General features: G+C 55.8%; 19 protein-coding genes and 1 pseudogene. 1 reads left to right on the plus strand and 19 read right to left on the minus strand.

Going from position 1 to position 22,018, the window contains the following annotated elements; translation table 11 throughout:
• Window positions 1-465: 465 nt before the first annotated feature.
• From DXT96_RS21145 to DXT96_RS21230, 18 genes and pseudogenes are all read right to left on the minus strand, one after another.
• On the minus strand, window positions 466-996 hold the full coding sequence (locus tag DXT96_RS21145) for a hypothetical protein (RefSeq protein WP_153516331.1): 531 nt from the start codon (window positions 994-996) through the stop codon (window positions 466-468).
• A 129-nt stretch (window positions 997-1,125) separates the two neighbouring features.
• Window positions 1,126-1,818 (minus strand): annotated as a pseudogene (gene xth, locus DXT96_RS21150) (exodeoxyribonuclease III); the annotation flags it as partial.
• A 445-nt stretch (window positions 1,819-2,263) separates the two neighbouring features.
• The gene (gene speB, locus DXT96_RS21155; RefSeq protein ID WP_153516333.1) at window positions 2,264-3,217 is read right to left on the minus strand and encodes an agmatinase; all 954 of its coding nucleotides are present in this window, start codon (window positions 3,215-3,217) and stop codon (window positions 2,264-2,266) included.
• A 21-nt stretch (window positions 3,218-3,238) separates the two neighbouring features.
• The gene (locus DXT96_RS21160; protein WP_153516396.1) at window positions 3,239-3,979 is read right to left on the minus strand and encodes an MBL fold metallo-hydrolase; all 741 of its coding nucleotides are present in this window, start codon (window positions 3,977-3,979) and stop codon (window positions 3,239-3,241) included.
• Window positions 3,980-4,236: 257 nt separating this feature from the next.
• On the minus strand, window positions 4,237-4,617 hold the full coding sequence (locus DXT96_RS21165) for a hypothetical protein (RefSeq protein ID WP_153516334.1): 381 nt from the start codon (window positions 4,615-4,617) through the stop codon (window positions 4,237-4,239).
• A gap of 46 nt (window positions 4,618-4,663) precedes the next feature.
• Window positions 4,664-6,289 carry an ABC transporter ATP-binding protein gene (locus DXT96_RS27340; protein ID WP_153516335.1) on the minus strand — a complete coding sequence of 542 codons (1,626 nt, stop codon included), beginning with the start codon at window positions 6,287-6,289 and terminating at the stop codon, window positions 4,664-4,666.
• Window positions 6,286-7,203: an ABC transporter permease gene (locus DXT96_RS21175; protein WP_153516336.1), complete on the minus strand. Its 918-nt coding sequence runs from the start codon at window positions 7,201-7,203 to the stop codon at window positions 6,286-6,288. The genes DXT96_RS27340 and DXT96_RS21175 overlap by 4 nt, the downstream gene beginning before the upstream one ends.
• Entirely contained in the window at window positions 7,196-8,149 is a 954-nt protein-coding gene (locus DXT96_RS21180) for an ABC transporter permease (protein WP_153516337.1), read from the minus strand. The genes DXT96_RS21175 and DXT96_RS21180 overlap by 8 nt, the downstream gene beginning before the upstream one ends.
• 8 nt (window positions 8,150-8,157) lie before the next feature.
• On the minus strand, window positions 8,158-9,753 hold the full coding sequence (locus tag DXT96_RS21185) for an ABC transporter substrate-binding protein (protein WP_194287695.1): 1,596 nt from the start codon (window positions 9,751-9,753) through the stop codon (window positions 8,158-8,160).
• Between the two features lie 100 nt (window positions 9,754-9,853).
• Entirely contained in the window at window positions 9,854-10,693 is an 840-nt protein-coding gene (locus tag DXT96_RS21190; protein ID WP_210251597.1) for an SDR family NAD(P)-dependent oxidoreductase, read from the minus strand.
• A gap of 199 nt (window positions 10,694-10,892) precedes the next feature.
• Window positions 10,893-11,795, minus strand: coding sequence for a LysR family transcriptional regulator (locus DXT96_RS21195; protein WP_153516340.1), 903 nt, complete (start codon window positions 11,793-11,795; stop codon window positions 10,893-10,895).
• A gap of 191 nt (window positions 11,796-11,986) precedes the next feature.
• Window positions 11,987-12,346, minus strand: a complete 360-nt coding sequence (locus tag DXT96_RS21200; protein WP_153516341.1) for a cupin domain-containing protein — start codon at window positions 12,344-12,346, stop codon at window positions 11,987-11,989.
• Window positions 12,347-12,399: 53 nt separating this feature from the next.
• Entirely contained in the window at window positions 12,400-12,852 is a 453-nt protein-coding gene (locus DXT96_RS21205) for a hypothetical protein (RefSeq protein WP_153516342.1), read from the minus strand.
• A complete protein-coding gene (locus tag DXT96_RS21210; RefSeq protein ID WP_153516343.1) occupies window positions 12,849-14,534 on the minus strand; it encodes an ABC transporter ATP-binding protein in 1,686 nt (561 codons plus the stop codon). The genes DXT96_RS21205 and DXT96_RS21210 overlap by 4 nt, the downstream gene beginning before the upstream one ends.
• Window positions 14,524-15,411, minus strand: coding sequence for an ABC transporter permease (locus DXT96_RS21215; RefSeq protein WP_153516344.1), 888 nt, complete (start codon window positions 15,409-15,411; stop codon window positions 14,524-14,526). Before DXT96_RS21215 ends, DXT96_RS21210 begins: the two co-directional genes overlap by 11 nt.
• 17 nt (window positions 15,412-15,428) lie before the next feature.
• The gene (locus DXT96_RS21220; protein WP_153516345.1) at window positions 15,429-16,400 is read right to left on the minus strand and encodes an ABC transporter permease; all 972 of its coding nucleotides are present in this window, start codon (window positions 16,398-16,400) and stop codon (window positions 15,429-15,431) included.
• A 59-nt stretch (window positions 16,401-16,459) separates the two neighbouring features.
• Complete coding sequence (locus tag DXT96_RS21225; protein WP_153516346.1) at window positions 16,460-18,064, minus strand: ABC transporter substrate-binding protein; 1,605 nt, start codon at window positions 18,062-18,064, stop codon at window positions 16,460-16,462.
• Window positions 18,065-18,138: 74 nt separating this feature from the next.
• Window positions 18,139-18,981 carry a phytanoyl-CoA dioxygenase family protein gene (locus DXT96_RS21230; protein ID WP_153516347.1) on the minus strand — a complete coding sequence of 281 codons (843 nt, stop codon included), beginning with the start codon at window positions 18,979-18,981 and terminating at the stop codon, window positions 18,139-18,141.
• Window positions 18,982-19,298: 317 nt separating this feature from the next.
• Here DXT96_RS21230 and DXT96_RS21235 point away from each other — a divergent pair, with 317 nt between their 5' ends.
• Window positions 19,299-20,324 carry a LacI family DNA-binding transcriptional regulator gene (locus DXT96_RS21235; RefSeq protein ID WP_153516348.1) on the plus strand — a complete coding sequence of 342 codons (1,026 nt, stop codon included), beginning with the start codon at window positions 19,299-19,301 and terminating at the stop codon, window positions 20,322-20,324.
• A 25-nt stretch (window positions 20,325-20,349) separates the two neighbouring features.
• Here the strand turns inward: DXT96_RS21235 and DXT96_RS21240 are convergent, their stop codons facing one another.
• Window positions 20,350-22,005 carry an IS66 family transposase gene (locus tag DXT96_RS21240; RefSeq protein WP_153516349.1) on the minus strand — a complete coding sequence of 552 codons (1,656 nt, stop codon included), beginning with the start codon at window positions 22,003-22,005 and terminating at the stop codon, window positions 20,350-20,352.
• Between the last annotated feature and the right edge of the window lie 13 nt (window positions 22,006-22,018).

The raw sequence follows: 22,018 nt of genomic DNA on the forward strand, positions 1-22,018 counted from the left end.
AGCGCGACGATCTCCGACCATTCCAAATTGGCCTACCGAATACGGACGGCAAGATGGATCGACCGTAAGAAGCTGGAATTGCAACAGCACCAGCCATCAGGATTCTATTCGATCAGATGGGTCCGACGAGATGTGAGAATAGGCAGATGGTTTGCGACACCTGGATATCGCATCACATTTTGGCAAAGCTGAACTGCAGCAACAAGGGGTATCTGTGCGGATGTCATTGCAGGAGGAGTGCACACCTCTTATATGTTGGCATACGGGATACAGATAGCTGTGTTTGCTCGCGGCCTATGGGCGCTTAGGACAGACTTGGTTCTTGACTTTTCGGTGCACAGTTGGCATATTGCGTGTGTTGCAGAGACGGACTTCAGCAGCAGCTCGCCAGGAAACTGGTTCACACCCAAGTGTGGAATAACCAAGAAGCGTCCGATTTAAAGGCTCCTACGGGAGCCTTTTCCATTATGGTGCCGGCTTCACGCCTTTTCCCGTCCAGATATTGTGCACGATCACGTTGAATCGAACCGGCTTTACATTTTTGGCGTAGGGCTGCTCGGGGCGCATGTGCGCCGTGGTGATGAAGAGGTTTAACCCGACCTTCTTTCCAGCCTTCGAGAGCGTAAAGAACACCGAGTAATATTGTTTGGTGCCCGTGCTGTCGATGATCTCAAACACATAGAAATTACCATGGGCGTCGTGATGGCATTTTCGAATTGCGAGCGATCTGACGATCTCGGGTAAGAATTTTGACAGGGCGTAACGGTCGAACTCAAATATCCGGGTTTCGCGGCTATCTCGATAAGCGAGCTCCGCTGGGATGCTTTCCCCTTTCCGCGCACCGCGCGTAAAGCAATGCATCGAATAGGACACATTCAACCTATAGCTCCGCTCCGGCTTGCCATCCTTTGCCGGCACCACAAGATCGTATTCGAACGGATCGAGATGACCGAGATCGTAATCCGTCTCCTGATATCTGAATGCTCTCCACTTCATAAAATCTGCATAGCGCAGCAGGATGATAGGTAAAGGAAAATCTGGCAGTTGGTTGAGACGATTGGTTTTTCGCTCGATCGTCCAGGTCTTCCGGGGCGACCGCGAAGTTGGCTCCCTATTCGCAACTCATCATTTCCTCCGCTTAACCTTTTTATAGGATAGCTCGATCCACACCGGAGCGTGATCGCTGGTGTGTTCCCAACCGCGCACATGCTTATCGACTTCAGCCTTTTTCGGTCGTTCGGCAAGGTCTGAACTGAGCAGGAAATGGTCGAGCCTCAAGCCCGCGTCGCCTCCATAGGCATTCCGGAAGTAATCCCAGAATGTGTAGATGCGCTCTCCGGGATGCATCTCGCGCAGCGCTTCCGTCCAGCCTTGACCGACAAGGTTTCGGAATGCTTCGCGCACCTCCGTGCGGAAAAGGGCGTCGTCTATCCAACGCTCGGGTTTGTAAACGTCCAATTCTGTCGGCATGACGTTACAGTCACCCACCAGGACGACGGGTACGTCCAGCTCCAGCAATTCTGCGGCATAGTCGTGCAGACGCTGAAACCAGCGGAGCTTGTAGTCGAACTTCGGGCCGGGATAGGGATTGCCGTTCGGAAGATAAAGGCCGCCGATCACCACTCCATCGACAATAGCCTCGATATACCGGCTTTGCTCATCTTCTGGCTCCCCCGGAAGACCTTTACGGGTCAGGTGCGGCTCTTGCCCACGGGAAAGGATGGCGACGCCATTCCAGGATTTCTGGCCATGCCAGACCGCGCGATAGCCCGCAGATTCGATAGCTTTCGCAGGAAATTTCGCATCCGGCGCCTTCAGCCACTAACTTGATTTGGCTAAGCCTCTCATTTTACTGCCGATACGCACTAGTACGGCGTTAGACTACTTGTAGAACTCGCGGCGATACAACGAGACCTACGCCAGTAATACCGTCCCGCATGACCACCGCTTCGTCAAAAAACAAGGCTAATCCGAGTGCAGCGAAAGAGGATTTGCAGAACTCCGCCCGGCCAATGGCAGTTACCCAATGCGACCTGGACTGGGTTCGCTAGCGGATTACGGGGCCGAACGCCACGCGGAAGCCAGCTAACCTGCTGAGGTCCCCGTCGGAGTTGACTGCGTGGTGCTGGAACGGCGCATGTGTCGCGACAATTTAGTTACCATTGCGGCAATCGTTCCGCTCTAGAAGGTGATTTAGGCTGGCTCGCATAGTCCGAGCGTGGAAACGATCATCTGCCGGGCGCAAGGCGAATGAAAACATGTTTCAGCCGCGCTTAACCCCCGGCAGCGCGCAGAGCATTTCATAGGCCAGATTTGCCCCGATCAGCGCCGTATTGCCCGACGGGTCGAACGGCGGCGAAACCTCGACCAGATCACCACCGACCAGGTTCAACCCCGCACAGCCGCGAATGATTTCCAACGCCTGCCATGTCGTCAGTCCGCCGATCTCGACTGTGCCGGTGCCTGGCGCGAAGGCAGGATCGAGGCTGTCGATGTCATAGGTGAGGTAAACCGGAGCGTTGCCAATCTTGGCTCGCACTTCCTCCATCAGCGGCTTCATAGACTTGCCCCAGCACTCCTCGGCCTGCACAACGGTCCAGCCCTTGCCACGCGCCCAGTTGAAATCCTCAGGCGAATAGCCTGTCCCGCGTAGGCCGATCTGGAAGACCCTGTCGTTCTGCAGCAGCCCGTCGTCATAGGCACGGCGGAAGGGCGTCCCATGAGCGATCTTCTCGCCGAACATCTCGTCATTGATATCGGCATGCGCATCGATATGAATAAGCGCCACCGGCCCGTGCTTTTTGGCGATTGCGCGCAGGATTGGATAGGTCAACGTATGATCACCACCGAGCGTCAGCGGAATGCACGGATGCTTGAGGATATCGTCATAAAAAGCCGTGATGATATCAACCGACCTCTTGAGATCGAATGTGTTGATCGGCACGTCGCCAATATCCGCTACCTGGATGGAATCGAACGGCGCCGCACCCGTGGCCATATTGTAGGGTCGCAGCATGCAACTTTCCTGTCGGATCTGTCGTGGCCCGAGCCGCGTACCCGACCGGTTCGACGTACCAACATCAAGCGGAATGCCAACGAAACATGCGTCGAGACCCTCGGCGGTGGGCTGCGTCGGCAGGCGCATCATTGTTGCGGGACCGGCAAAGCGAGGCATCTCATTGCCGCCGAGCGGCTCATTGAACTTGACGTGTGACATAGAATCTTCCTTGCAACCAATCTATTGTTTGTTGTCGAGCCAACCGCGAATGATCCGAATATGTTGGTCACGGCCATAGCTCGGGAAGTGACCGCCATGAACAACGGTCACGGGGAATTGCAGCAGGCGCTCCATGCTACGCCTGTAGTCCGCAGCGTCTGCATGATAGGTGTCCTCGATAAGTTCGCCGTCATAAACAATATCCCCGGAAAACAGGATGCCCGTGGAGCTTTCCCACAAAGCGATACCGCCTGGCGAATGGCCCGGCGTATGGATCACCTCGAAATGACGATCTCCCAGATCGATGACATCGCCATCCTCGACGAGGCGCGTAGCCGGCGCGGCCTTGACCCGATATGTCGTTGAATCATAGGGTACCGGCGGCAGGGCAGTGAAGATGTCATCTGTGACATAGGGTGTGGCAAGGGTGGCTTCCCTATCCGGATTTGCTAGGGTCGTCTCCTCGCACCGATGGACGACGCGCTCGTCGAATTCATGATGTCCGCCAATATGGTCGAAATGGGTATGGCTGCAAACCGCGCAGATGGGGCGGCCCGTCAACAGGGGCACATGCGCCCGTAGATCAACGACGCCCATGCCGCTGTCCACCAGCATATCTTTGTCGCGACCGCGCACATGCCAGATATTGCAGCGATAGAATTCCTTGATATGCGGCTCCGATATCAGAGTGACATCATCGGCCACCCTATCGATTGCATACCAATCTTCGGGCTTCATCCGCTTCACGCTTTTCCCTTTCATTCCATAGTGGCGTTGACCACTCACCTCCGCAAACCGAAACAGCACAACATGTCCAGTTCGTTGCGCGGCGATCAGCTGACGCATTGTAGAACATCCAATCATGTAGGTTTTTCTGCTGGCATTAGTTTTTTGAACGCGGCGATTTCAACTCCGAAGACTTCATCCGCTAAGGGCGGTGCGTTTCCTCGGCGCCGCTATGGCACGTGTTTATCCACCCGACCGATGCTCGGCACTCCCAGAAGCGTTGAGGTTATCCATCAACTCGGCAACCTGAAGTTCTTAAGCGTAATACCGATTTTAACGATTGGTTTGATCTGTTCCCAGTGGCCCAGTTCGTCCGAACGATAGAGAATCGCCTGTCCCGCCTGAACATGATGGATATGGCCGTCGCCATCGGTGATATCTACTTCGCCCGCGAACACTATGTCGAATTTGGTTTCGATGACATCTCCCGCGACGGCGGGGTTCAGAGGACCTATGTCGGCATCTCTCTGCCAGAAGTGGATGTCCACACCATCACATGTGCCATTCAGGACACCGAGGAGATGCCCAGGCGCCGCATCGGTACCGGTCTCATCGTCCGTCTGGCGATAAATCTGCCAGGCATCATTCAAGTCAACTGCATCAAAGATTCTCATGAACTATCCACATTTCGAGCCGCTCAAACTCGCTTGAGCGGAGCTATTAAAATCGATCTTGATCCCTCGACGCCTCGATCAGCATTCGTGTGTAGGGTTCGGCGGGCGTGCGAATGATTTGCGTCGTGCTGCCGGTTTCCACGATTTCGCCATCCTTCATGACGCAGATCCGGTCGGCGACAAGGCTGAGCATGTCGATGTCGTGTGAGACGATGAGGTAGGCTTGGCCGGTCTCATCTCGTAGGCGGCGCATCAGGCTCAGCACACTTGACGCAACAGAAAGGTCGAGGCCCGCTGAAGGCTCGTCAGCGATGACAAGGTCAGGTTTCAGCGACAAGGCTCGCGCTATGCCGATCCTGCGAGCTTGCCCACCTGATAACTGGGCGGGATACTTGTCCAGATGCTCCGGCGCCATCTCGACCGTTGCCAACATCTCAACCGGGTCCATTCGATCCTGCGGCGATATGCGGTGAATGTCGTACGCCTCATTCAGAAGCGCCCTGATCGTCATGTGTGGCGAAAGGCTCGCATGTGGGTCCTGAAAAATCATCTGGACACGGCGTCGAAGCAATTTCCGGTCGTTGCCATTCAGGCGGTGTACAGGTAGTCCTGACAACTCCACTGTTCCCGACGTGATTGGCTGTAACCCCATTACTGCTCGACCGACGGTGGATTTGCCTGCACCGGACTCCCCGATGAGACCGACAATCTCACCGCGCCGGATGGTGAGCGAGATATCGCGTACCGCGTGCCGTGCCGCTGACTTGAATCCCATCCGTGTAAACATGCCTGGCCGCTCATACGAAATGTTGACATTTTGCGTTTGCAGAATGATTGGACTGGCGGCTTCGGATCCATGGGTCGCAAGGCTGGTCGACGAGAATCGGGAAACCATGGGCGTGGAGCCCAGCAACCTGGCTGTATAGGCATGTTGTGGTTGATCGAATATCTGATCTACCCCGCCGGTTTCTACAAGGTACCCGTGATGCATGACGCCCACACGATCGGCGCTCCGCCTTATGGCCCGCAAATCGTGGGAGATAAGGATTATACCGGTCTTGTAGTCCCGAGATATATCTTTGAGCAGGCGCAGGATTTGTGCCTGAGTCGTCACGTCCAGGGCTGACGTGGGTTCGTCCGCGACGATCAGCCGGACCCTCAACATAAGCGCTATCGCAATCAGGGCTCGCTGCCGCATTCCCCCCGACAGTTCATGCGGGTATTTGCGTATCGCCTTTTCAGGATCAGGTATGCCGACTGCCTCAAACAGGGAGACTGCTTGACGGAATATCGCCTTGCGATCCCGGGATTCGCCATGTGCGGATACAGCGTCGTAGATATGCGTCCAAATGGTAAAGGATGGGCTCCAGCTCGTCATCGGATCCTGGAAGATCATAGCGATCTTACGGCCGCGTACGCTCTTCATGGCGCGTTCATTGTCGAGGCAGATTGGCTCTCCGTCGAGACATACTTCGCCACGGCTCATAACGAGCGGCGGCGAAAGCAAGCCAAGCAAGGTTGCCGCCAATGTCGACTTCCCGCTTCCGGACTCTCCTATAATGCCCAAAACCTCCCCGGGATGGACGTCAAAGCTAATATTATCGAGTAACTTTTTTTGGCTCTGCCCGACCGAGACTTGCAGAGCGTTTACCGAAATGCACGGTTGGGTCATCTCGGTTCTCCCAGGTTTCGTTCACCAACCATCTGTTTTAACCGGCCCCCGAGCAGGGTGAAACCCAGCGTTATGGACACGATCGCCAACGACGCAGCGACTACACCCCATGGCCAGGACGTGATGCGGCCAAAACCCTCATACATGATGCCACCCCAGCTTGGATTCGGTGGTCTTATGCCAAGACCAAGAAACGAAAGCCCGGATTCCGCGGTGATTATGGTCGGAATATCCATGGTCACCATCGTCAGCATCGAAGGGGCGACCGAAGGCAGAATATGGTGAACAATGATTCTGAAACTGCCTGCCCCCAGCGATCGCTCGGCGTGGATATAGGGGCGCTCCTTAATCTGCAGAACAAGGCCTCGAGTAACGCGAGCATAATATGGTGTGAATGCGACGATCAACACGGCAATCAGCACCGGAAACGAGGGCCCGATCAACGCTATGACGACCAGAGCCAGCGCCAGGTTGGGAAAGGATTGCAAAGTGTCGCAAAGAACGACGACGATTCTGTCAACGATACCACCGAAGTAACCTGCGAGGGTGCCTATGAGACCACCTGCCAAAAGTGCTGCGGCAGCCGTCACGACGCTGACGATCATGGCGGGACGGCTTCCCACTACAAGGCGCGAAAAAAGGTCTCGCCCGAGTTGATCCGTGCCCAGCCAGTGTTCAGTCGAAGGTGCTGCGAGCCTGTTTTGTATATGCTGCTGGATCGGATCATGCAGCGTCGGCTGAAAGACCGCCAGGACGATCATAGCCGTTACGATAGAAAGGCCGATCAACCCACCCCACGTCCTGCTAATCGTGCGGACGGAGCGGAATAGCGATCCAGGTGTACACAGCAAGACATTGCTGCGTGTGCGCGGCTGATTTGTCGCCGCGGCTACAACACAACTGAAATCATTCATTTGCCGCACCCACCTTTATCTTCGGGTCGATGAATCTGTAAAGAAGATCAGCGAACAGATTGGTCGCGACGCACAGCAAGGCAAGTGTCATGACGCCGCCACGCACGATCGGAAAATTTCGAACCTCGATGGCGGAAACAATGAGGCTTCCAATTCCAGGACGGGAAAAGATCAACTCCGCAAATACGGCGCCGCCAACCAGACTCGCCGAGCTGACACCAAGAAGGGAGACGAGCGGTATAGCCGCTGTCTTTAGCGCGTATTTGAAACGAATTTTCCAACCTGGCACGCCATTGGCTCGGGCAACACGGACGAATGGGCTTGCCATCGCGTCCTCAAGGTTCGCTTCCAAGAGCTTTGATACGTAACATATCCAGAAGAAGGAAACGGCCAATGTGGGCAACGTCAACGTACGAAGGTATTCGAGCGGCCTATCAAACGATGCGGTCCCGGTCGCTGGAAACAATCTGAGCTGTACAGAAAAGACCAGCAACAAGAGCAGGCCGACGACATAGGTCGGCATCGATAGCCCAATGGACGTCATGACATTCAAAATGGATCGAACAAGCCAATGGCGCGTGCAAGAAGCCACGACGCCAAGCAGTATTCCGAACACCCCGGCAAGGAAAATGGCGGAAAGAGCCAAGACGAGGGTGTGGGGGAGCGCAGCCGATATCCCATCGGCCACGGGCATGTTGTTTACGAAGTCACGTCCAAAATCCAGACGAACGGCGTCTGACAAGTAATTCCAGACTTGCTGTGCAACTGGCAAGTCAAGTCCCATTTCCTCTCGGACCCGTGCAACAGTTGCTTCATCGGCTCGAGGTCCGACGAGCATCTTGACCGGATCGCCTGGCAGAACATTGACGATCAGCGCCATAAATACCGCAACGAGAAGTGCTGTAACGCAGGCCCAGGCCACGCGAACCATTGAAAAGAGCAACATGATGGGTCTCAGCTATTCTTGTGCCGGAAGGACGGCAGATGGGGAGCGCTGTTGACCCAAAAAGCCTCTACACCTGCCCGGGTCGCAACAAAGACCGACGGCCACGCCAGCCACACCGTATGCTTGGCCTCATCCCAACGCTTTTGCCCCTCGATATACAACGCGGTCCGCTTGGCAGGATCAAGTTCACGCGTTCCCTCGATGTCAAGCCGATCATACTCGGCATCACACCAGTACATCCAGTTGTATTTATCGAACCCGCTACAACGCCACCATTGCGTCGCCCAGGTCGGATCAGGCGGCACTGCGGTGAATGAGCCAATGAACATTTCAAGTTCGCGTGCTTTGGCTCCCAGACTGACCAGATCACTACGAATGTCGATCTCGATCTGCAGTCCGATCTCCGCCAAATTCGCCTGGACGATCTCCGCGACCAAACGGAGTGTATCGTCCCGCGGGATAGCCAACCGAATGACCGCGCCGTCAGCATTGGCCTGCTCGACCAAATTCTTCGCACGGGCAGCATCACGCTCATAGACAGGCGCATCCTGCCAGTAGCCGATCGGCATGCCTGGCGCGACGGCACCGGTCGCCTGTGTAAAGCGGCCATCATAGGCTCCTTCGATAATCGACGGCACGTCAACACCGTAACGAATAGCTTCACGCAGTGTCTCATTCTTGAATATCGGACTTGAGAGGTTCATGCCAAGCCAGATCTGGTCGAGTGAAAGCGCGCGGTGCACCGCAAAAGCGCTATCCGATTCAAACCGGCTGATACTGCTGATCGGCAGGCGGCCTACATCAATGTCACCAGAGGCCAGCGCTATCTCCTGAGCACTGTTATCCCGAACCCAAACAAACTCGATTTCTTCAAATTCCGGCGTGTTCTTGCCGTGCCAGTCGGCAAATCTGCGCAAAAGAACACGTTGCTGCGGGGCAAATTCCACCCATTCATATGGGCCGGTACCGACAGGGTTCAGGCCGAACTGGCCGCCCAGTTCCTCGATGGCTTTACGGGGCGCAACAAAGCCCACCATCCATGGCAATGTTGTTCCCAAAAGGGGCGCATAGGGTGTCTTTAGAACAATTGTCCCCGAGTAGCGACCGCGCACTTCCACATGATCGAGCGCTCCCCAATCGTCGGCGAAGGCAAGCTTTTCACCGGTAAGTCCGGCAATTCGTTCGAAAGAGAACTTGACATCCTCGGCCGTCAATTCACCGTAGCCGCGATGGAATTGCACGCCTTCCTTCAAAGTGAAGTCATGGCGCAGACCATCATTACTTGACTTGAACGCGATTGCTAGCTGATCAAACAGCGCGTTCCGCACCACTCCGTCTGCATCGGGTTTGGCCGGCTCAAATCCAACAAGCCCTTCGTACAGGCACAGACTCATGATGACGGAGGTCCCGCCAAGGATCGAGCCGGGATCCAAGCTTGGATCGCGCGGGTCAGTAATCGAAAACCTCAGGCGTTTTCCCTCTGCTGCGAATGCGACCTTTGTCGCTCCGATGGAGAATGAACCTGTTGCCAAGGCAAGTGAGCCCGCAGCAATACCGCCCAATACTCTCCGGCGGCCAACTTGGAAGTTATCTTTCTTCTGCATCATATCCTCCATTTTAAGTCCCCAAGTGCCTTTGCGGCTTTATCTTGCTCAGAAACGCTTAAACTCCACGCATTCGCGTCGGTGTCGCTTTCCTGAGACGTCAGGCGAGGTCACCCGGCCGGCGGACATTTCCTCGGAACTTATAAGTGCGCATACGATTGATGCGGTCGTTGTCAGAAACGGTGCGTATGCCCGTCAACAGGCCGACCTGACCGCCATCGGCCATGATCGTCTCTCCTGCGATACCGGACGATGCGGGCGATGCGAGGAAGTAGATTATATTGCCAATCTCAGACGGCTCGACCGGCCTCTGTATGATGTTGCAATCGATCGGCTCACCTTTTATGTCTTGGAAATCGGCTTCGGCCATCGGGCTGTTTACCCAACCGGGCGCTACGGCGTTGACACGAATTCTAGATTCCGCAAGGTCGCAGGCCATCCCGCGCGTTAGAGGTATTACCGCAGCCTTGGCCACACTATGCGGTGTGAACCACGGCTCGACCTGCCACGCGTTAATGGACGAGATGTTGACGATGGCGCCGCCCTTACCACGCGCCTTCATTGCCCTGGCGACTGACTGCGAGGCATTTATGACGCCATGGATATGGATCTCGATCTCGTCGTCCCAATCCTTGCGCGTCAAGTCGAGGAAATGGACAAACGGACCGAAGACACCCGCGCAGTTGACGAGGGCATCGATGTGTCCAAAGCGTTCCAGCGTGTGCGACACCATCCTGTCACATTGCTCGACATCGACGACGTCGGCCACCACGCTTGCAACTTCGCCCAACCGCGCGAGATCGCTTACAGCGTCGTCCAGGCGCTGTTTGTTGCGGCCTGCGAGCATCACGGCATAACCATTCGTCAGAAATGTTTCGGCCGCCGCCTTGCCGCTGCCGCTGGCACCGCCAACCACCAACGCGACGCGACGATCTTCCAACGCACTATTCTTGGTCATTCCGTTCTCCCGAATTTCATCTCGGGTAATTATGTGAGTTTCCTACGTCGGAAACATCACCATCAGTCCAACTTCACTGCTGGAATATTCGACGTATCGGTCAAAGGGATTTTCGAGCACAACGTCGCTTAAGCCCTTCCCGGGCGAGACGGGATGCGAAGCGCTAGCCCTTAAAGCCACATCATGAGTTCGATCTGGAACCGGCCAACAGCTTCACGAAAATCGTCAGTGAGGCACCTGCACTTCGTGCGTCAGACTTATAGGCTGCGCTAAAAACAGCCCTGTAGCGGAGCAGATCTGGCCTGACAGATCGCATACGGCCGGCGCTTTCGAAAATCCGGGCATAATGTTCCGGTAAGTAGCCGAGAAATCGCCCCGAAAGGATGAGTTGCGCCTCAGCCTCCATGTCGCTGACGGTAGCCCTTGCCGAGATTGTCGGGAAAATGCTCAAATCTCGGTCGCTCCAATAAGAGCGCGCCACAATGGCATGGTCGGCAATTTCATCCAGGCCGACAGATGCCGCATCACGATTGAATAGCGGGTGCCCCTCCCCGCAATAAAATAGCTGGGTTTCGGCGTAAAGCTCATCGTAAGACAGGCTCTCCGGCGCTTGGGGAAAGCTCGCGATCGCAACGTCGATCTCACCGGAAATCAGATTCTTGATTAGCTCGTTTGGTGGCTTCGTTACAATGCTTATAACGACGTCAGGAGCGTCTTTGCAGAACTGTCCGATTATCTTGGATAGCGGCAATGAACCATCGAGAATCGTGTTGTCGGTTAGACCAATGCGTAGCTCGCCGGCCGGCGTTCCCTTCAGGCTGCTCATCCGGTCGTTGAACTGGGAGAGTGACGCAAGGACCCGAAGCGCCTCATTGTAAACCGCCTGCCCCTCATCCGTAAGACGAAAGCCCGACCTGCCACGATGGCAAAGTGTCAAGCCGAGCCTTGTCTCAAGGGAGGCCAAGTATCCAGATATGGTGGAGAGGGAAAGATTCAGATCCGCCTGCGCGCATGCAAGACCACCCGCCTCCACGACCGTTCGAAAAATACGCAGCAATCGGATGTCGCTGTCAGCACTAATCATGAAAACTCCTACCAGAGCATGCTTTGTTTTCGTTCGGGACACCCAAATTTTGCCAGCTCTTCGTGCCTGGCCAGGAACCACACAAAGTACACACGCGGCCAAGTCCAGACAGCGGAATCAATGCATTCGCCACCATTAAAACCTGCGTGCATTTTCGACCTGGTATCGCTATTTGACCAACTCGCGACCGCCTAGGTATTTGCAGTCATAAAATGCATCACATAGGGCTCGTGGACCTTGAAAACGCCGCTAAAACCTTTCGGAACAACAAAGCTGTCACCGGCCTTGAATTCGGCCTCCATGCCTTCCTGATCCGTAAGCGAGCAACGGCCAGAAATTATCCGGCACAATTCCCATGACGTTCGCTTGTCGAAGAATTCGGAATAGGGCTCACACGCCCAAACTCCGATTGTCACTCCGTTCTCATTAAAAAATATGTTCGCCCGCTCTCTCGGTTCACCTTCCAGAACTGCCGCCGGATCGATGTAGGATACAGCCCGTAGGGCCGTATCGTGGCGCAGATGGACGTTTTCTTTCAATGCATTCACCATTTCTGTCTCCTAGAAATACCTGCGGTATAGGCTGCTCTTATAGAATGGGAGGACTAGCCGATGATGATACGATCGAGATACGCCATCACTCCCACGGTTCGATAATGTCGCTCGAGTTTTGCAAGCAAGCTCTTGTTGTCCTCGACATCGATTATCTTCCCGCCTTCATCCATGTAGGCAGTGGGGCCACCCATGACGTAAAGCGCCTGCATCTCATCTTCGCTGTCCATGACGATATTCGTGTCCTGCGAAGCGGCCTCGATAAAAAAATCACCTTCGCTTATGAGGCAATTTTGTTCCACGAAGCGCATCGCCCCGCGGATAACATAGCCGTGGGTCAAACCCATTCTGCTGTAGCGAGTGAGCCAACCTTGCTTGCGTACACGCATTACCTCACTCCGCTCTCCCGTCATAAAATTGAGGGACAACGGCCAGACCCAGACCCCTTCCTCCAGGGGCACCCACATTTTTTCTTCCGGGGTAGTGAAAGAAAGGAAAGTTTTCATATGTTCTCCTCAGCCCGAATGGCGACTGGACCAAGCGGGACTTCATTCAGCTCCATAACGGGGGAACGCGATCCGAGCAGCCGCGTAAGCCAATCGGGATCGATTGTGGGGACTGACGAGAATAGCGCACGGGTATAGGCTTCTCGCGGCGGATCCAGCACGTCCGACTTCAAACCCTGATCGACAATCCGTCCGGCGCGCATCACGACGACGCGGTCGGAGATTGCTTTGACCGTGTTCAGGTCATGGGTGATGAAGATATAGGTTATGCCCAACGTCTCCTGAAGTGACAGCAGCAGCTTCAAGATGCCCTCTTGGACAACCTGATCCAGCGCCGACGTGACTTCATCGCAAACAATCACTTCAGGTTCGGCTGCCAGTGCACGGGCGATACAGACCCGCTGTTTCTGCCCCCCTGAAAGTTCGGCCGGGTATCGATCAAGGTATTCCGCGGCAAGGTCGACCTGTCCGAGGAGCTCGCGAAGTCTCGCCTCCTTCTTCGCCCGCTCCAGCGAAAAATAGAAATCCAGTGGGCGCCCGACGATTTCGCGGACGGATTGCCGGGGATTAATCGCGGTGTCAGCCGTCTGATAAATCATTTGTATCTTGCGAAGATCTTCGCGGCTCCGCTTTGTAAGCGTTCCCGCGAGTTGCCGTCCGAAGAACTGCAGCGTGCCGGAATCGGGCTTCAAAAGTCCGGCGACAACCCGAGCGAATGTGGATTTTCCGGAGCCCGATTCACCGACGATCGACGTTGTCCGGCCACGCGGCACTTTCAATGTTACATCATGGAGTACTTTGACCGAACCGTAGGAGGCACAGAGGTTATCGACACGTATTGCATATTCTTCGGAGTCGACCTCGGGTTTGTTCATTTTCCGAACGGCCCACAGGCTCCGTGTGTAGTCGCTCTTGGGGTTCGCGAGCATGTCCTTCGTCGGCGCTTCTTCAACCTCTTGACCGTCCTTCATGACCTTGATCCGATCGGCCATCTGACTAACCACCGCGAGATCGTGGGTGATGTAGATGGCGGCTGTGTCAAATCGCCGAACGATGTCACGCATCGCCGCGAGGACTTCGACCTGCGAGGTGACATCCAGGGCAGTGGTCGGCTCATCGAATACGATCAGATCAGGTCTCGGCGACATTGCCATGGCCGTCATTGCTCGCTGCAACTGCCCACCCGACGCCTGATGCGGATAGCGATCTCCAAAGGTTTCCGGCGATGGCAGGCCAAGCGCGGCAAAGAGTTCACGAGCGTCGCGCTCCGCCGCGTCTCTCCGGGACAATCGGTGAAGAATAGTCGATTCAACCGTCTGCTTGAGAAGGCGCAGGGCCGGATTGAACGACGCACTCGCACTTTGAGCGACATAGGTAACGCGTGCGCCTCTCAAGCGATCGCAATCGGCGTCGGGTGATTGCAAAAGGTCGTGGTCAAGAAAATGAACACTACCAGACGTTACCCGGCAGCCCGCCCGCACAAACCCCATGGCAAGCAGACCGAGTGTCGATTTTCCTGCCCCTGACTCACCAATAAGGCCCAACACCTCACCACGCCGGACAGTCAGATTCACACCTGAAAGAATCGACCGCCAACGACCGCCAGTCTTCCCCTCAAGGTGAATGTCCTTGATTTCCAGCAAAGGGGAAGTCTCACCAACTGGTACAGGATCAGAAGACATCGGCGCTATCCTTTCTTCCGAAGAACCAATCGACCACAAAATTGATGGCGACGGTTATTGCAGCAATAGACATTGCGGGCAGCAAGGGAGTGATGCCTGCTTTGAGATCGAAATCGGCGAATGTTATGAGCGATGCCGTCTCCCGCACCATCGATCCCCAATCGGCCGTGGGGGGCTGCAATCCGACCCCCAGAAATGAGAGTGACGCGATCGTCAGGAACACGAACGAAAAACGGAGGCCAAACTCCGCCGCGAGTGACGGCGCGATATTCGGAAGAATTTCCCGCGACATAAGCCAAAGAGTACCTTCGCCCCTAACGCGCGCGGCTTCTACATAGTCCATCACGGCGATGCCCAATGCCAGTGACCTTGCGACGCGGAACACCCTGCTGGCATCAAGGAAACCGATGATGAGGATTATGTTCAGGACACTCGATCCGAACATGGCAAGGAGCATGAGCGCGAAGATTAGACTTGGAACGGCCAGTACGATATCTGCGGCACGACCAAGAACTTCATCCAGCCAGAACCTGTTCAGTGCCGCCACAAGACCGAGCGCGACCCCGGTACAGAACGACAGAGCGGCCGCGGCCAGGGCGACGCCGATACTGTTTCGGGCGCCATATATAAGCCTGGTCAGCGTGTCGCGTCCCAGGCTATCGGTACCCAACAGGAAATGGCGGTCCCAGCCGGCATACGACTGCGGAAACACCTCACCTTCCCCATATGGTGCGAGCAGCGGTGCAAAAATTGCCGTTATCCCGAAGATTGCGAGAACGACGCCGCTGACGAGCACACTCGTAGGGATACCGCGCAACTTGCATACATAGAGCCAAGGATCGCGGGTCCGACAGTTTGACAGATTATTCAAAGGCATCCTCAACGTCCTTCTAATCACCGGGGATGGAGAAGTCTGGGATTGGTGGCGATCGACACGATGTCCGCGAGCAAATTGAGCAGAACGAAGATTGCCGAAAACAGCAGGATGCACGCCTGGATGACCGGCATATCGCGAGTGCGCACCGAGTCGACCATAAGCTGTCCTAGACCCGGATACACAAACACCACTTCGACAACCACCACGCCGACGATCAGATAGGCCAGGTTCAATGCGATGATATTGGCGATCGGCGCCCACGCGTTTGGCAGAACATGCCGTAAGATAGTCCTCAACCGGGACAAGCCCTTGAGGCGCGCCATTTCGACATAGCTGTTGCCAAGCAGGCCGATGATCGATGCTCGCGTCATCCGCATCGAGTGAGCGAGAATCACGAGAACCAATGTGAGTGCGGGAAGCGAAGCCGTATGGACCTTCTCATAGAGTGGCATGTCCGGGCGCACACTCGCCAAGGATGGGAACCACCCGGTCATGATCGACAGGACAAGGATCAGAGAGTAAGCTACAAAGAACTCCGGCAAGGCAATAGAGACCAGCGTGGTCGCATTCACGACCCGATCGAAGACCGTATTGCGCCACAGCGCAGTCAGCACGCCGAGGACTAAAGCGAGCGGTATCGCGATCGATGCCGCAAAACTCGCTAGAAAAAGCGAGTTTTGCAAGCGCGGCAACACCAGGTCGACGACCTCTCGCGGGGTTCCCTGCCCTCTTCCCACAAATGACGTGCCGAAATCGCCCTGTAGGACGCTTCCGATCCATATAGCGTAACGATGCAGCATTCCATCGTTTAGGCCCAGCTCGTCACGAAGGCCGGCAACGGCCTCTGGAGTAGCCGATTGCCCAAGTATCTGGGTCGCGAAATCTCCCGGGAGAAATTGCATCGAGAGAAACGCAATCATGGAGACGGCAATGAGCGTCACCACGCCCAGCGCTACGCGCTTTACCACCATAAGAAGTATGTGGTTCATGGATATCCCCGTCAGGACATTTTATAGGTGTGTTGATCGTCTCTGGCCATGCTAACGAGCTATTCAGAGAACCACCACCGCTCGAAGGAGCGTCCACCGTCCAGTTCCCATACGCCGGAGACCGAGCCAGCATGTGCAACATTACTACGACGCGCTGATAGGCGATTGCGGAAGAACGGGATGATCGCGCCGCCGTCCTCAGAACAGATCCGCTGCATTTCGCCATAGAGTGCCGTCCGCCGTTGGCCATCGAGTTCACCCTTCGCCTGATTTAAGAGCGTGTCGAACCGACTATTGCGCCAACGCGTTTCATTCCAGGCCGCATCGCCGGCGTAGACGAGCGAGAACATCGCGTCCGGCGTCGGACGCCCACCCCACTGAGACACAAAAAACGGCCTCTTCATCCAGACATTCGACCAGTAGGCGTCATCGGCTTCGCGGACCACCTCAACTTCGACGCCGGCAGCACGTGCTGTCTCCTTGAAGAGAAGCGCGGTATCGACTGCTCCGACAAATGCAATGTCAGCCGCCGACAAGGTTACCTTGAGGCCTTCGAAACCCGCCTTCTTAAGCAAGGACCGGGATTTTTCCGGATCATACTCCACAGGAGAGATATTGACATGAAAAGGCGTGATCGGGCCAATCGGATTATCCGAGCCGAGCGTCCCATGCCCGCGAAGAACCTTGTCGATCATCTCGTTTCTGTTCACAGCATGCTTGAGTGCAAGCCGGACATCTGAATTGTTGAACGGGGCGACGCTGCAATCCATTGCAAGACAAGCGTGGGCGCCGCTCGCAGTCTCATCGATCAAGATACCCGGAGATGCCGCCAATTGCGGTGCGAACCGTAAATCAAACTCACTGATTGCATCGACCGCGCCACTGCGTATTGCGCCGATGCGCGCATTGCCATCGTTCATGGCTATCAGCTGAACAGCATCGAACCACGCCCGATCAGGCTTATGATAGTTCGCATGACGGACAAGCTCGGTCGTGACGCCGGGCTCATGGCGAGTGATGCGATAAGGACCCGTCCCGTCCAATCCGGTCCAGTCGACCTTTCCCGATTCATCGGAAGGTCCGATCACCAGCTGTTTGTCCGTGAGAAAGTAGGGCAGATCCGCGAAAGGCCGCTTACATACGACAACAATTGCGTCGCCATCGGCACGCACACTTTCGACATCGGCAAGTTGCGTCGCGGCAGCCGACTTGTTTCCCTCACCGAGGTGATATTGAAGCGAGGCGGCAACATCTCGGGCTGTAAGCGTCTTGCCGCTGTGAAAAACGACGCTCTTGCGGATCGGAAATGTCCATGTAAGGGCGTCTGAACTTGCCTCCCACTTTTCCGCCAGATCGGGACTTATGGAATTGTCAGGGTTTATCTCGACCAGATAGCCCCGAAACGCACAGTTCAGCTGCGTCATAAAGATTCCGAAAGGGGTCGCGGGATCGACGTTGTCCGTGGTATTTGCATCATGAATCCCAACGCGAAACGTGCCGCCGCGGCGTGGGGCGACGGCCCTTGAACTGCCGGGCCAGCCTACCGCGCCGGCGGTCGCGCCAAAACCCACAATCGCCGCGGATTTCAGAAACTGGCGCCGGTCAACTCCGCTGCCATGCAGCAACTGCATCATCGAATTTGGTATCGTATCCCGGTTGTTCATCTCGTTCCCCTTTTTTATTTGTTTTCACAGCGACGGACCTGCCCGACGCGTAATCGGCGCTCCGGCAAGTCTCCCTAGTCAGGAAGCCATTGGTTGCCGAAGCGCTCCTGAAACCACGGCTTCAGGGGGCAATCGGCATCCTGCGGCGCTTGGTACCCCAGATGCGTCGCCTTGTGACCTAGAAGCTGCTTCTCTATCGGATCGCATCGATCGAGGAGCTCCTGAGGCATTTGTATGTAGTCGATAGGTCGAAGATAGCGGAACCCATAACCGAAATAGAGAACGACACGTGTCTTATCGGAGCTGTTTGTCGCACCTGCATGCCAAAGTCCTTCTTGAAATATCACCGCCGAACCGGCGCGAATTTTGAGCTCGACCGTACCGACAGGATCACTCCCGCCTGCTTCGAAAACAGGGGGTCCGGCCAGCCGGTGGCTTCCCGGCACGACCAGCAGCGATCCCATATTCGGCGACAGCAGGTCGGTGAGAAAGTATCCGATCTTGAGGCTTGTAAAGGCCCGCCGGCCTCCGATCTGAATACCAGGAATACCGCCATCCGGATGCCAGCCGACATTTCGCTTACCAGGCTGGGGCGGAACCTTGATGAGATGAGACGTCATCAGTTGAAGATTGTAATGGTTCAGGAACCTGACCGCGAGCGGGAACGTCGTGGGCCACGTCATCAGGTCGAAGAAGAGCGGGTCCTTGCCGACGATCGGACGGACATCAAGGCCAAACACATTTCGCCGATGATCCGATGCGCTGAATTCCGCCTCCAGCCCGTCTATGGTCTGAAGCAGCTGCCCGACAATTTCGCTCGACAGGGCATCTTCGATAACCAGGAACCCATCGCGCTCGAATTGCTCGATATGTTCTGCTGTGACCTTCACCTCGGGCATTGTCCGATTGATTTTCATATTTCGCTCCCAAACGGGGCCGACGATCGCGCCAGCCCTTCACATAAGGTGCGGCAACACAGACATCTCTGTCAATACGTTTTATCATTTTTTACCTACAGTTTATCAAGCCTACTCGTGTGACTCAACTGGTGCCATGTGAATAACGTGCTTAATTACATCGCAATAGCCGCGACTGCTGATCAAAAGCTCGCGAGGCGTATCAATTTCCGTTTTGACATTTTTGTTAAATAGTTTAACTGGCGAAGGCGGTTGCAATCCTCGCGTTTGAAGCGAGATTGAAAGACCTGCCCGGTTTAGTCGAATGGAGGCCATTGATGGCAGTCGATATCAGAGATGTCGCAAAGGCAATTGGGATGTCGTCTGCGACTGTATCTCTCGCCCTCAATAACAAAGGTAGGGTCAGCGCGAAGACCAGGCAATTGGTCCTCGATACCGCCAGGGAGATGGGATACTTTCCAAGCAGTTACGCGCGGGGCCTTCGTGGTTCAGAGACAGGCTTGATCGGGTTTCAGATAGGCCACGCCGCTGAAGGGTCACCAATAACAGATTCCGCTTTCGCGACGCAGTTGCTTAATGGCGCTTCGAGGGCCGCCCTTCAACAGGGGTGGCTGGTCGTCGTCGTCCCCCCTAACACGAACCGGGAAATTCTCTCGAAAATCGGCATTCGCCAAGCAATTGTCCTCGATCCAGTGGGAGATGAGGGGCTTTTTTTGCATGTTCGAGAAACCGGCGGATCTGTTATAACTATCGGTAAACCGAACAGAAAAATCGAAGACAAAGGTCCTGGAATTATCGGTATAATTGACTATGGCGTCGAAACTCTGCTGAGAACAGGACTGGACCACCTGTTTAATTCTGGCTATCGCCGTCCGGCATTGCTTACGTTTAACTACCCAATTTCATATCTTTCAGAGACCGCCGTTGAGTTCAAATCGTGGGCCAACGAAAAAAAAATCCCAGCCATCATAGCCTCTTCACAAAAACTGGACATTGCTGCATCTGCCCATATCGCGCGTGAGTTGTTGGCAGGCGACAGGGCCCCCGACGCTATCTACACTACGAATGAGGAGGGCGCCCTAGGAGTATTGCAGGCTGCCAGACAACTCGGCCTGCGCATTCCAGAGCAGCTTGGCGTCATCACGACGACAAATACGCCTCGTGTCCTTCAGTCGGACCCTTCCATCACAGCACTAGATCTTCATCCCGACCGCATTGGAGAGCGTGCGATCGCAATGCTGGTAAACCTGCTTTCCGGTGACATTTCACTGCAGAACAATGATGTGCCTTTTGATCTCTACATAAGACAGTCCACGCTGAAAGTCTCTTTTGACCGCTCATGAGTAAGCCTCCGGTGAAGGCCGCAGGTCAGGCCGCTTGAGCGTTGACGGTTGGCGGTGCCCAATTCCACGGAAGCAGTTGCTCGAGCTTGGTAATCGGCGTGTCAGCGATCCGGGCAAGAACGTCGGACAACCACGCCTGCGGATCGATGTCGTTGAGCTTTGCCGTCATGATCAATGTGGCCACGAAGGCTGCACGATCTGCACCGCGGTCTGATCCGGCGAAGAGCCACGATTTTCTGCCGAGCGCAAAGCCCCTGAGTGCTCGCTCTGCCGCATTGTTCGTCAGACAAATTCTGCCGTCGTCCAGGAATGACGTGAAGCCGTCCCAGCGCTTAAGCATGTAGTCAATCGCCTCGGCGACCGGAGAACTGCGGGAGAGCTTGGCCCGCTCGGTTTGAAGCCACGCCTGCAGATCATCAACGAGCGGCAGGCTTTCCTTGCGGCGACGTTCCAGGCGTTGGTCGGCGGCAAGCCCGTTGATCTCCCGCTCGATATCGAACAGGGCGTCGATCCGTTTGACAGCTTCGAGCGCCATAGGCGAGATCGGCGCGGCGTTCTTTCCACGCTTGGCGTTTGCGGCAATGTCGGCAAGCACGAAGAACTTGCGCCGCGAGTGGGCCCAGCAAAACGCCGGCCTTAGCGGATTTGGATCGCGATCAACCTTGAACAGTGGATTGTAGCCGCCATAGGCGTCCGCCTGCAGAATGCCGGTGAAGGTCTTCAGGTGGCGCTCCGGATGCTCCTGCCGTCGATCGCGCGAGGCATAATAAAGGGCGGCCGGCGGTGAGAGCCCTCCGAACGGCCGATCGTCCCGGACATAGGTCCAGATGCGGCCCGTATCGGTCTTTCCCTTGGCCAGGATCGGCACGGTCGTGTCGTCGCCATGTAGTCGCTTGGCGGCAAGGACATGCGCTTCGATCAGGGAGTGAAGCGGCTTCAGCGCCGCGGCACAGGCTCCAACCTGGCCGGCCAGCGTCGACAAGCTGAGGTCGATGCCTTCACGGGCATAACGCTCGCTCTGGCGATTGAGCGGTTGGTGCTGGGCAAATTTCTCAAACAGGATCATCGCCAGCAGGTTCGGTCCTGCAAAGCCGCGAGGTGTTACGTGGAATGGTGCCGGCGGCTGCGTGATCTTCTCACACTCGCGGCAGGTAAACTTCTCCCGTACCGTCTGGATAACCTTCCACTGACGCGGGATGACTTCCAAGGTCTCGGTGATGTCCTCGCCAAGCTTCGACAGTTTGGCCGATCCGCAGCAGGCGCAATTCGTGGGAGCGGCGATGACGACGCGCTCGCGTGGCAGGTGTTCGGGAAATGGCTTACGTGAAGGACGCCTGCGCTCGAAGGCTTTGACGGCTGAAGCTTTGGCGGCGATTTCCGCCGCCAGTTCATCTTCACCTGCATCTGCCTCGAGTTCTTCGAGCTGCAGTTCCATCTGCTCCAGCAGCCGCGCCGTGCGCTCAGACCGGCTGCCGTAGAGTTCGCGACGAACCTTGTCGATCTCCAGCTTCAGCCGTGCGATCAGCGCCTCGGAATGCGATACGAGTGCCTTTGCGCTGGCGGCTTCAGCCTTGGCGGTCGTTGCTTCTGCTTCGGCTGCGACACGTCGAGCACGTTCCTGGGCCAGCAGTGCAAGGGCACTGGCAAGATCGTCCGGAAGCTCTTCGGTCGCGTTGCTCATGACGGGATGGAAT

Origin of the sequence: Agrobacterium sp. ICMP 6402 (genome assembly GCF_009498615.1) — a bacterium.
Taxonomy (GTDB): domain Bacteria; phylum Pseudomonadota; class Alphaproteobacteria; order Rhizobiales; family Rhizobiaceae; genus Agrobacterium; species Agrobacterium burrii.

Bases quoted from the DNA above. Each gene is read 5' to 3' on its own strand.
- DXT96_RS21220 (WP_153516345.1), bottom strand. From the start codon at position 16,400: ATGAACCACATACTTCTTATGGTGGTAAAGCGCGTAGCGCTGGGCGTG.
- DXT96_RS21225 (WP_153516346.1), bottom strand. From the start codon at position 18,064: ATGAACAACCGGGATACGATACCAAATTCGATGATGCAGTTGCTGCAT.
- speB (WP_153516333.1), bottom strand. From the start codon at position 3,217: ATGTCACACGTCAAGTTCAATGAGCCGCTCGGCGGCAATGAGATGCCT.
- DXT96_RS21210 (WP_153516343.1), bottom strand. From the start codon at position 14,534: ATGTCTTCTGATCCTGTACCAGTTGGTGAGACTTCCCCTTTGCTGGAA.
- DXT96_RS21240 (WP_153516349.1), bottom strand. From the start codon at position 22,005: ATGAGCAACGCGACCGAAGAGCTTCCGGACGATCTTGCCAGTGCCCTT.
- DXT96_RS21160 (WP_153516396.1), bottom strand. From the start codon at position 3,979: ATGAAAGGGAAAAGCGTGAAGCGGATGAAGCCCGAAGATTGGTATGCA.
- DXT96_RS21205 (WP_153516342.1), bottom strand. From the start codon at position 12,852: ATGAAAACTTTCCTTTCTTTCACTACCCCGGAAGAAAAAATGTGGGTG.
- DXT96_RS21230 (WP_153516347.1), bottom strand. From the start codon at position 18,981: ATGAAAATCAATCGGACAATGCCCGAGGTGAAGGTCACAGCAGAACAT.
- DXT96_RS27340 (WP_153516335.1), bottom strand. From the start codon at position 6,289: ATGACCCAACCGTGCATTTCGGTAAACGCTCTGCAAGTCTCGGTCGGG.
- DXT96_RS21180 (WP_153516337.1), bottom strand. From the start codon at position 8,149: ATGTTGCTCTTTTCAATGGTTCGCGTGGCCTGGGCCTGCGTTACAGCA.
- DXT96_RS21195 (WP_153516340.1), bottom strand. From the start codon at position 11,795: ATGATTAGTGCTGACAGCGACATCCGATTGCTGCGTATTTTTCGAACG.
- DXT96_RS21145 (WP_153516331.1), bottom strand. From the start codon at position 996: ATGAAGTGGAGAGCATTCAGATATCAGGAGACGGATTACGATCTCGGT.
- DXT96_RS21175 (WP_153516336.1), bottom strand. From the start codon at position 7,203: ATGAATGATTTCAGTTGTGTTGTAGCCGCGGCGACAAATCAGCCGCGC.
- DXT96_RS21165 (WP_153516334.1), bottom strand. From the start codon at position 4,617: ATGAGAATCTTTGATGCAGTTGACTTGAATGATGCCTGGCAGATTTAT.
- DXT96_RS21235 (WP_153516348.1), top strand. From the start codon at position 19,299: ATGGCAGTCGATATCAGAGATGTCGCAAAGGCAATTGGGATGTCGTCT.
- DXT96_RS21215 (WP_153516344.1), bottom strand. From the start codon at position 15,411: ATGCCTTTGAATAATCTGTCAAACTGTCGGACCCGCGATCCTTGGCTC.
- DXT96_RS21200 (WP_153516341.1), bottom strand. From the start codon at position 12,346: ATGGTGAATGCATTGAAAGAAAACGTCCATCTGCGCCACGATACGGCC.
- DXT96_RS21185 (WP_194287695.1), bottom strand. From the start codon at position 9,753: ATGCAGAAGAAAGATAACTTCCAAGTTGGCCGCCGGAGAGTATTGGGC.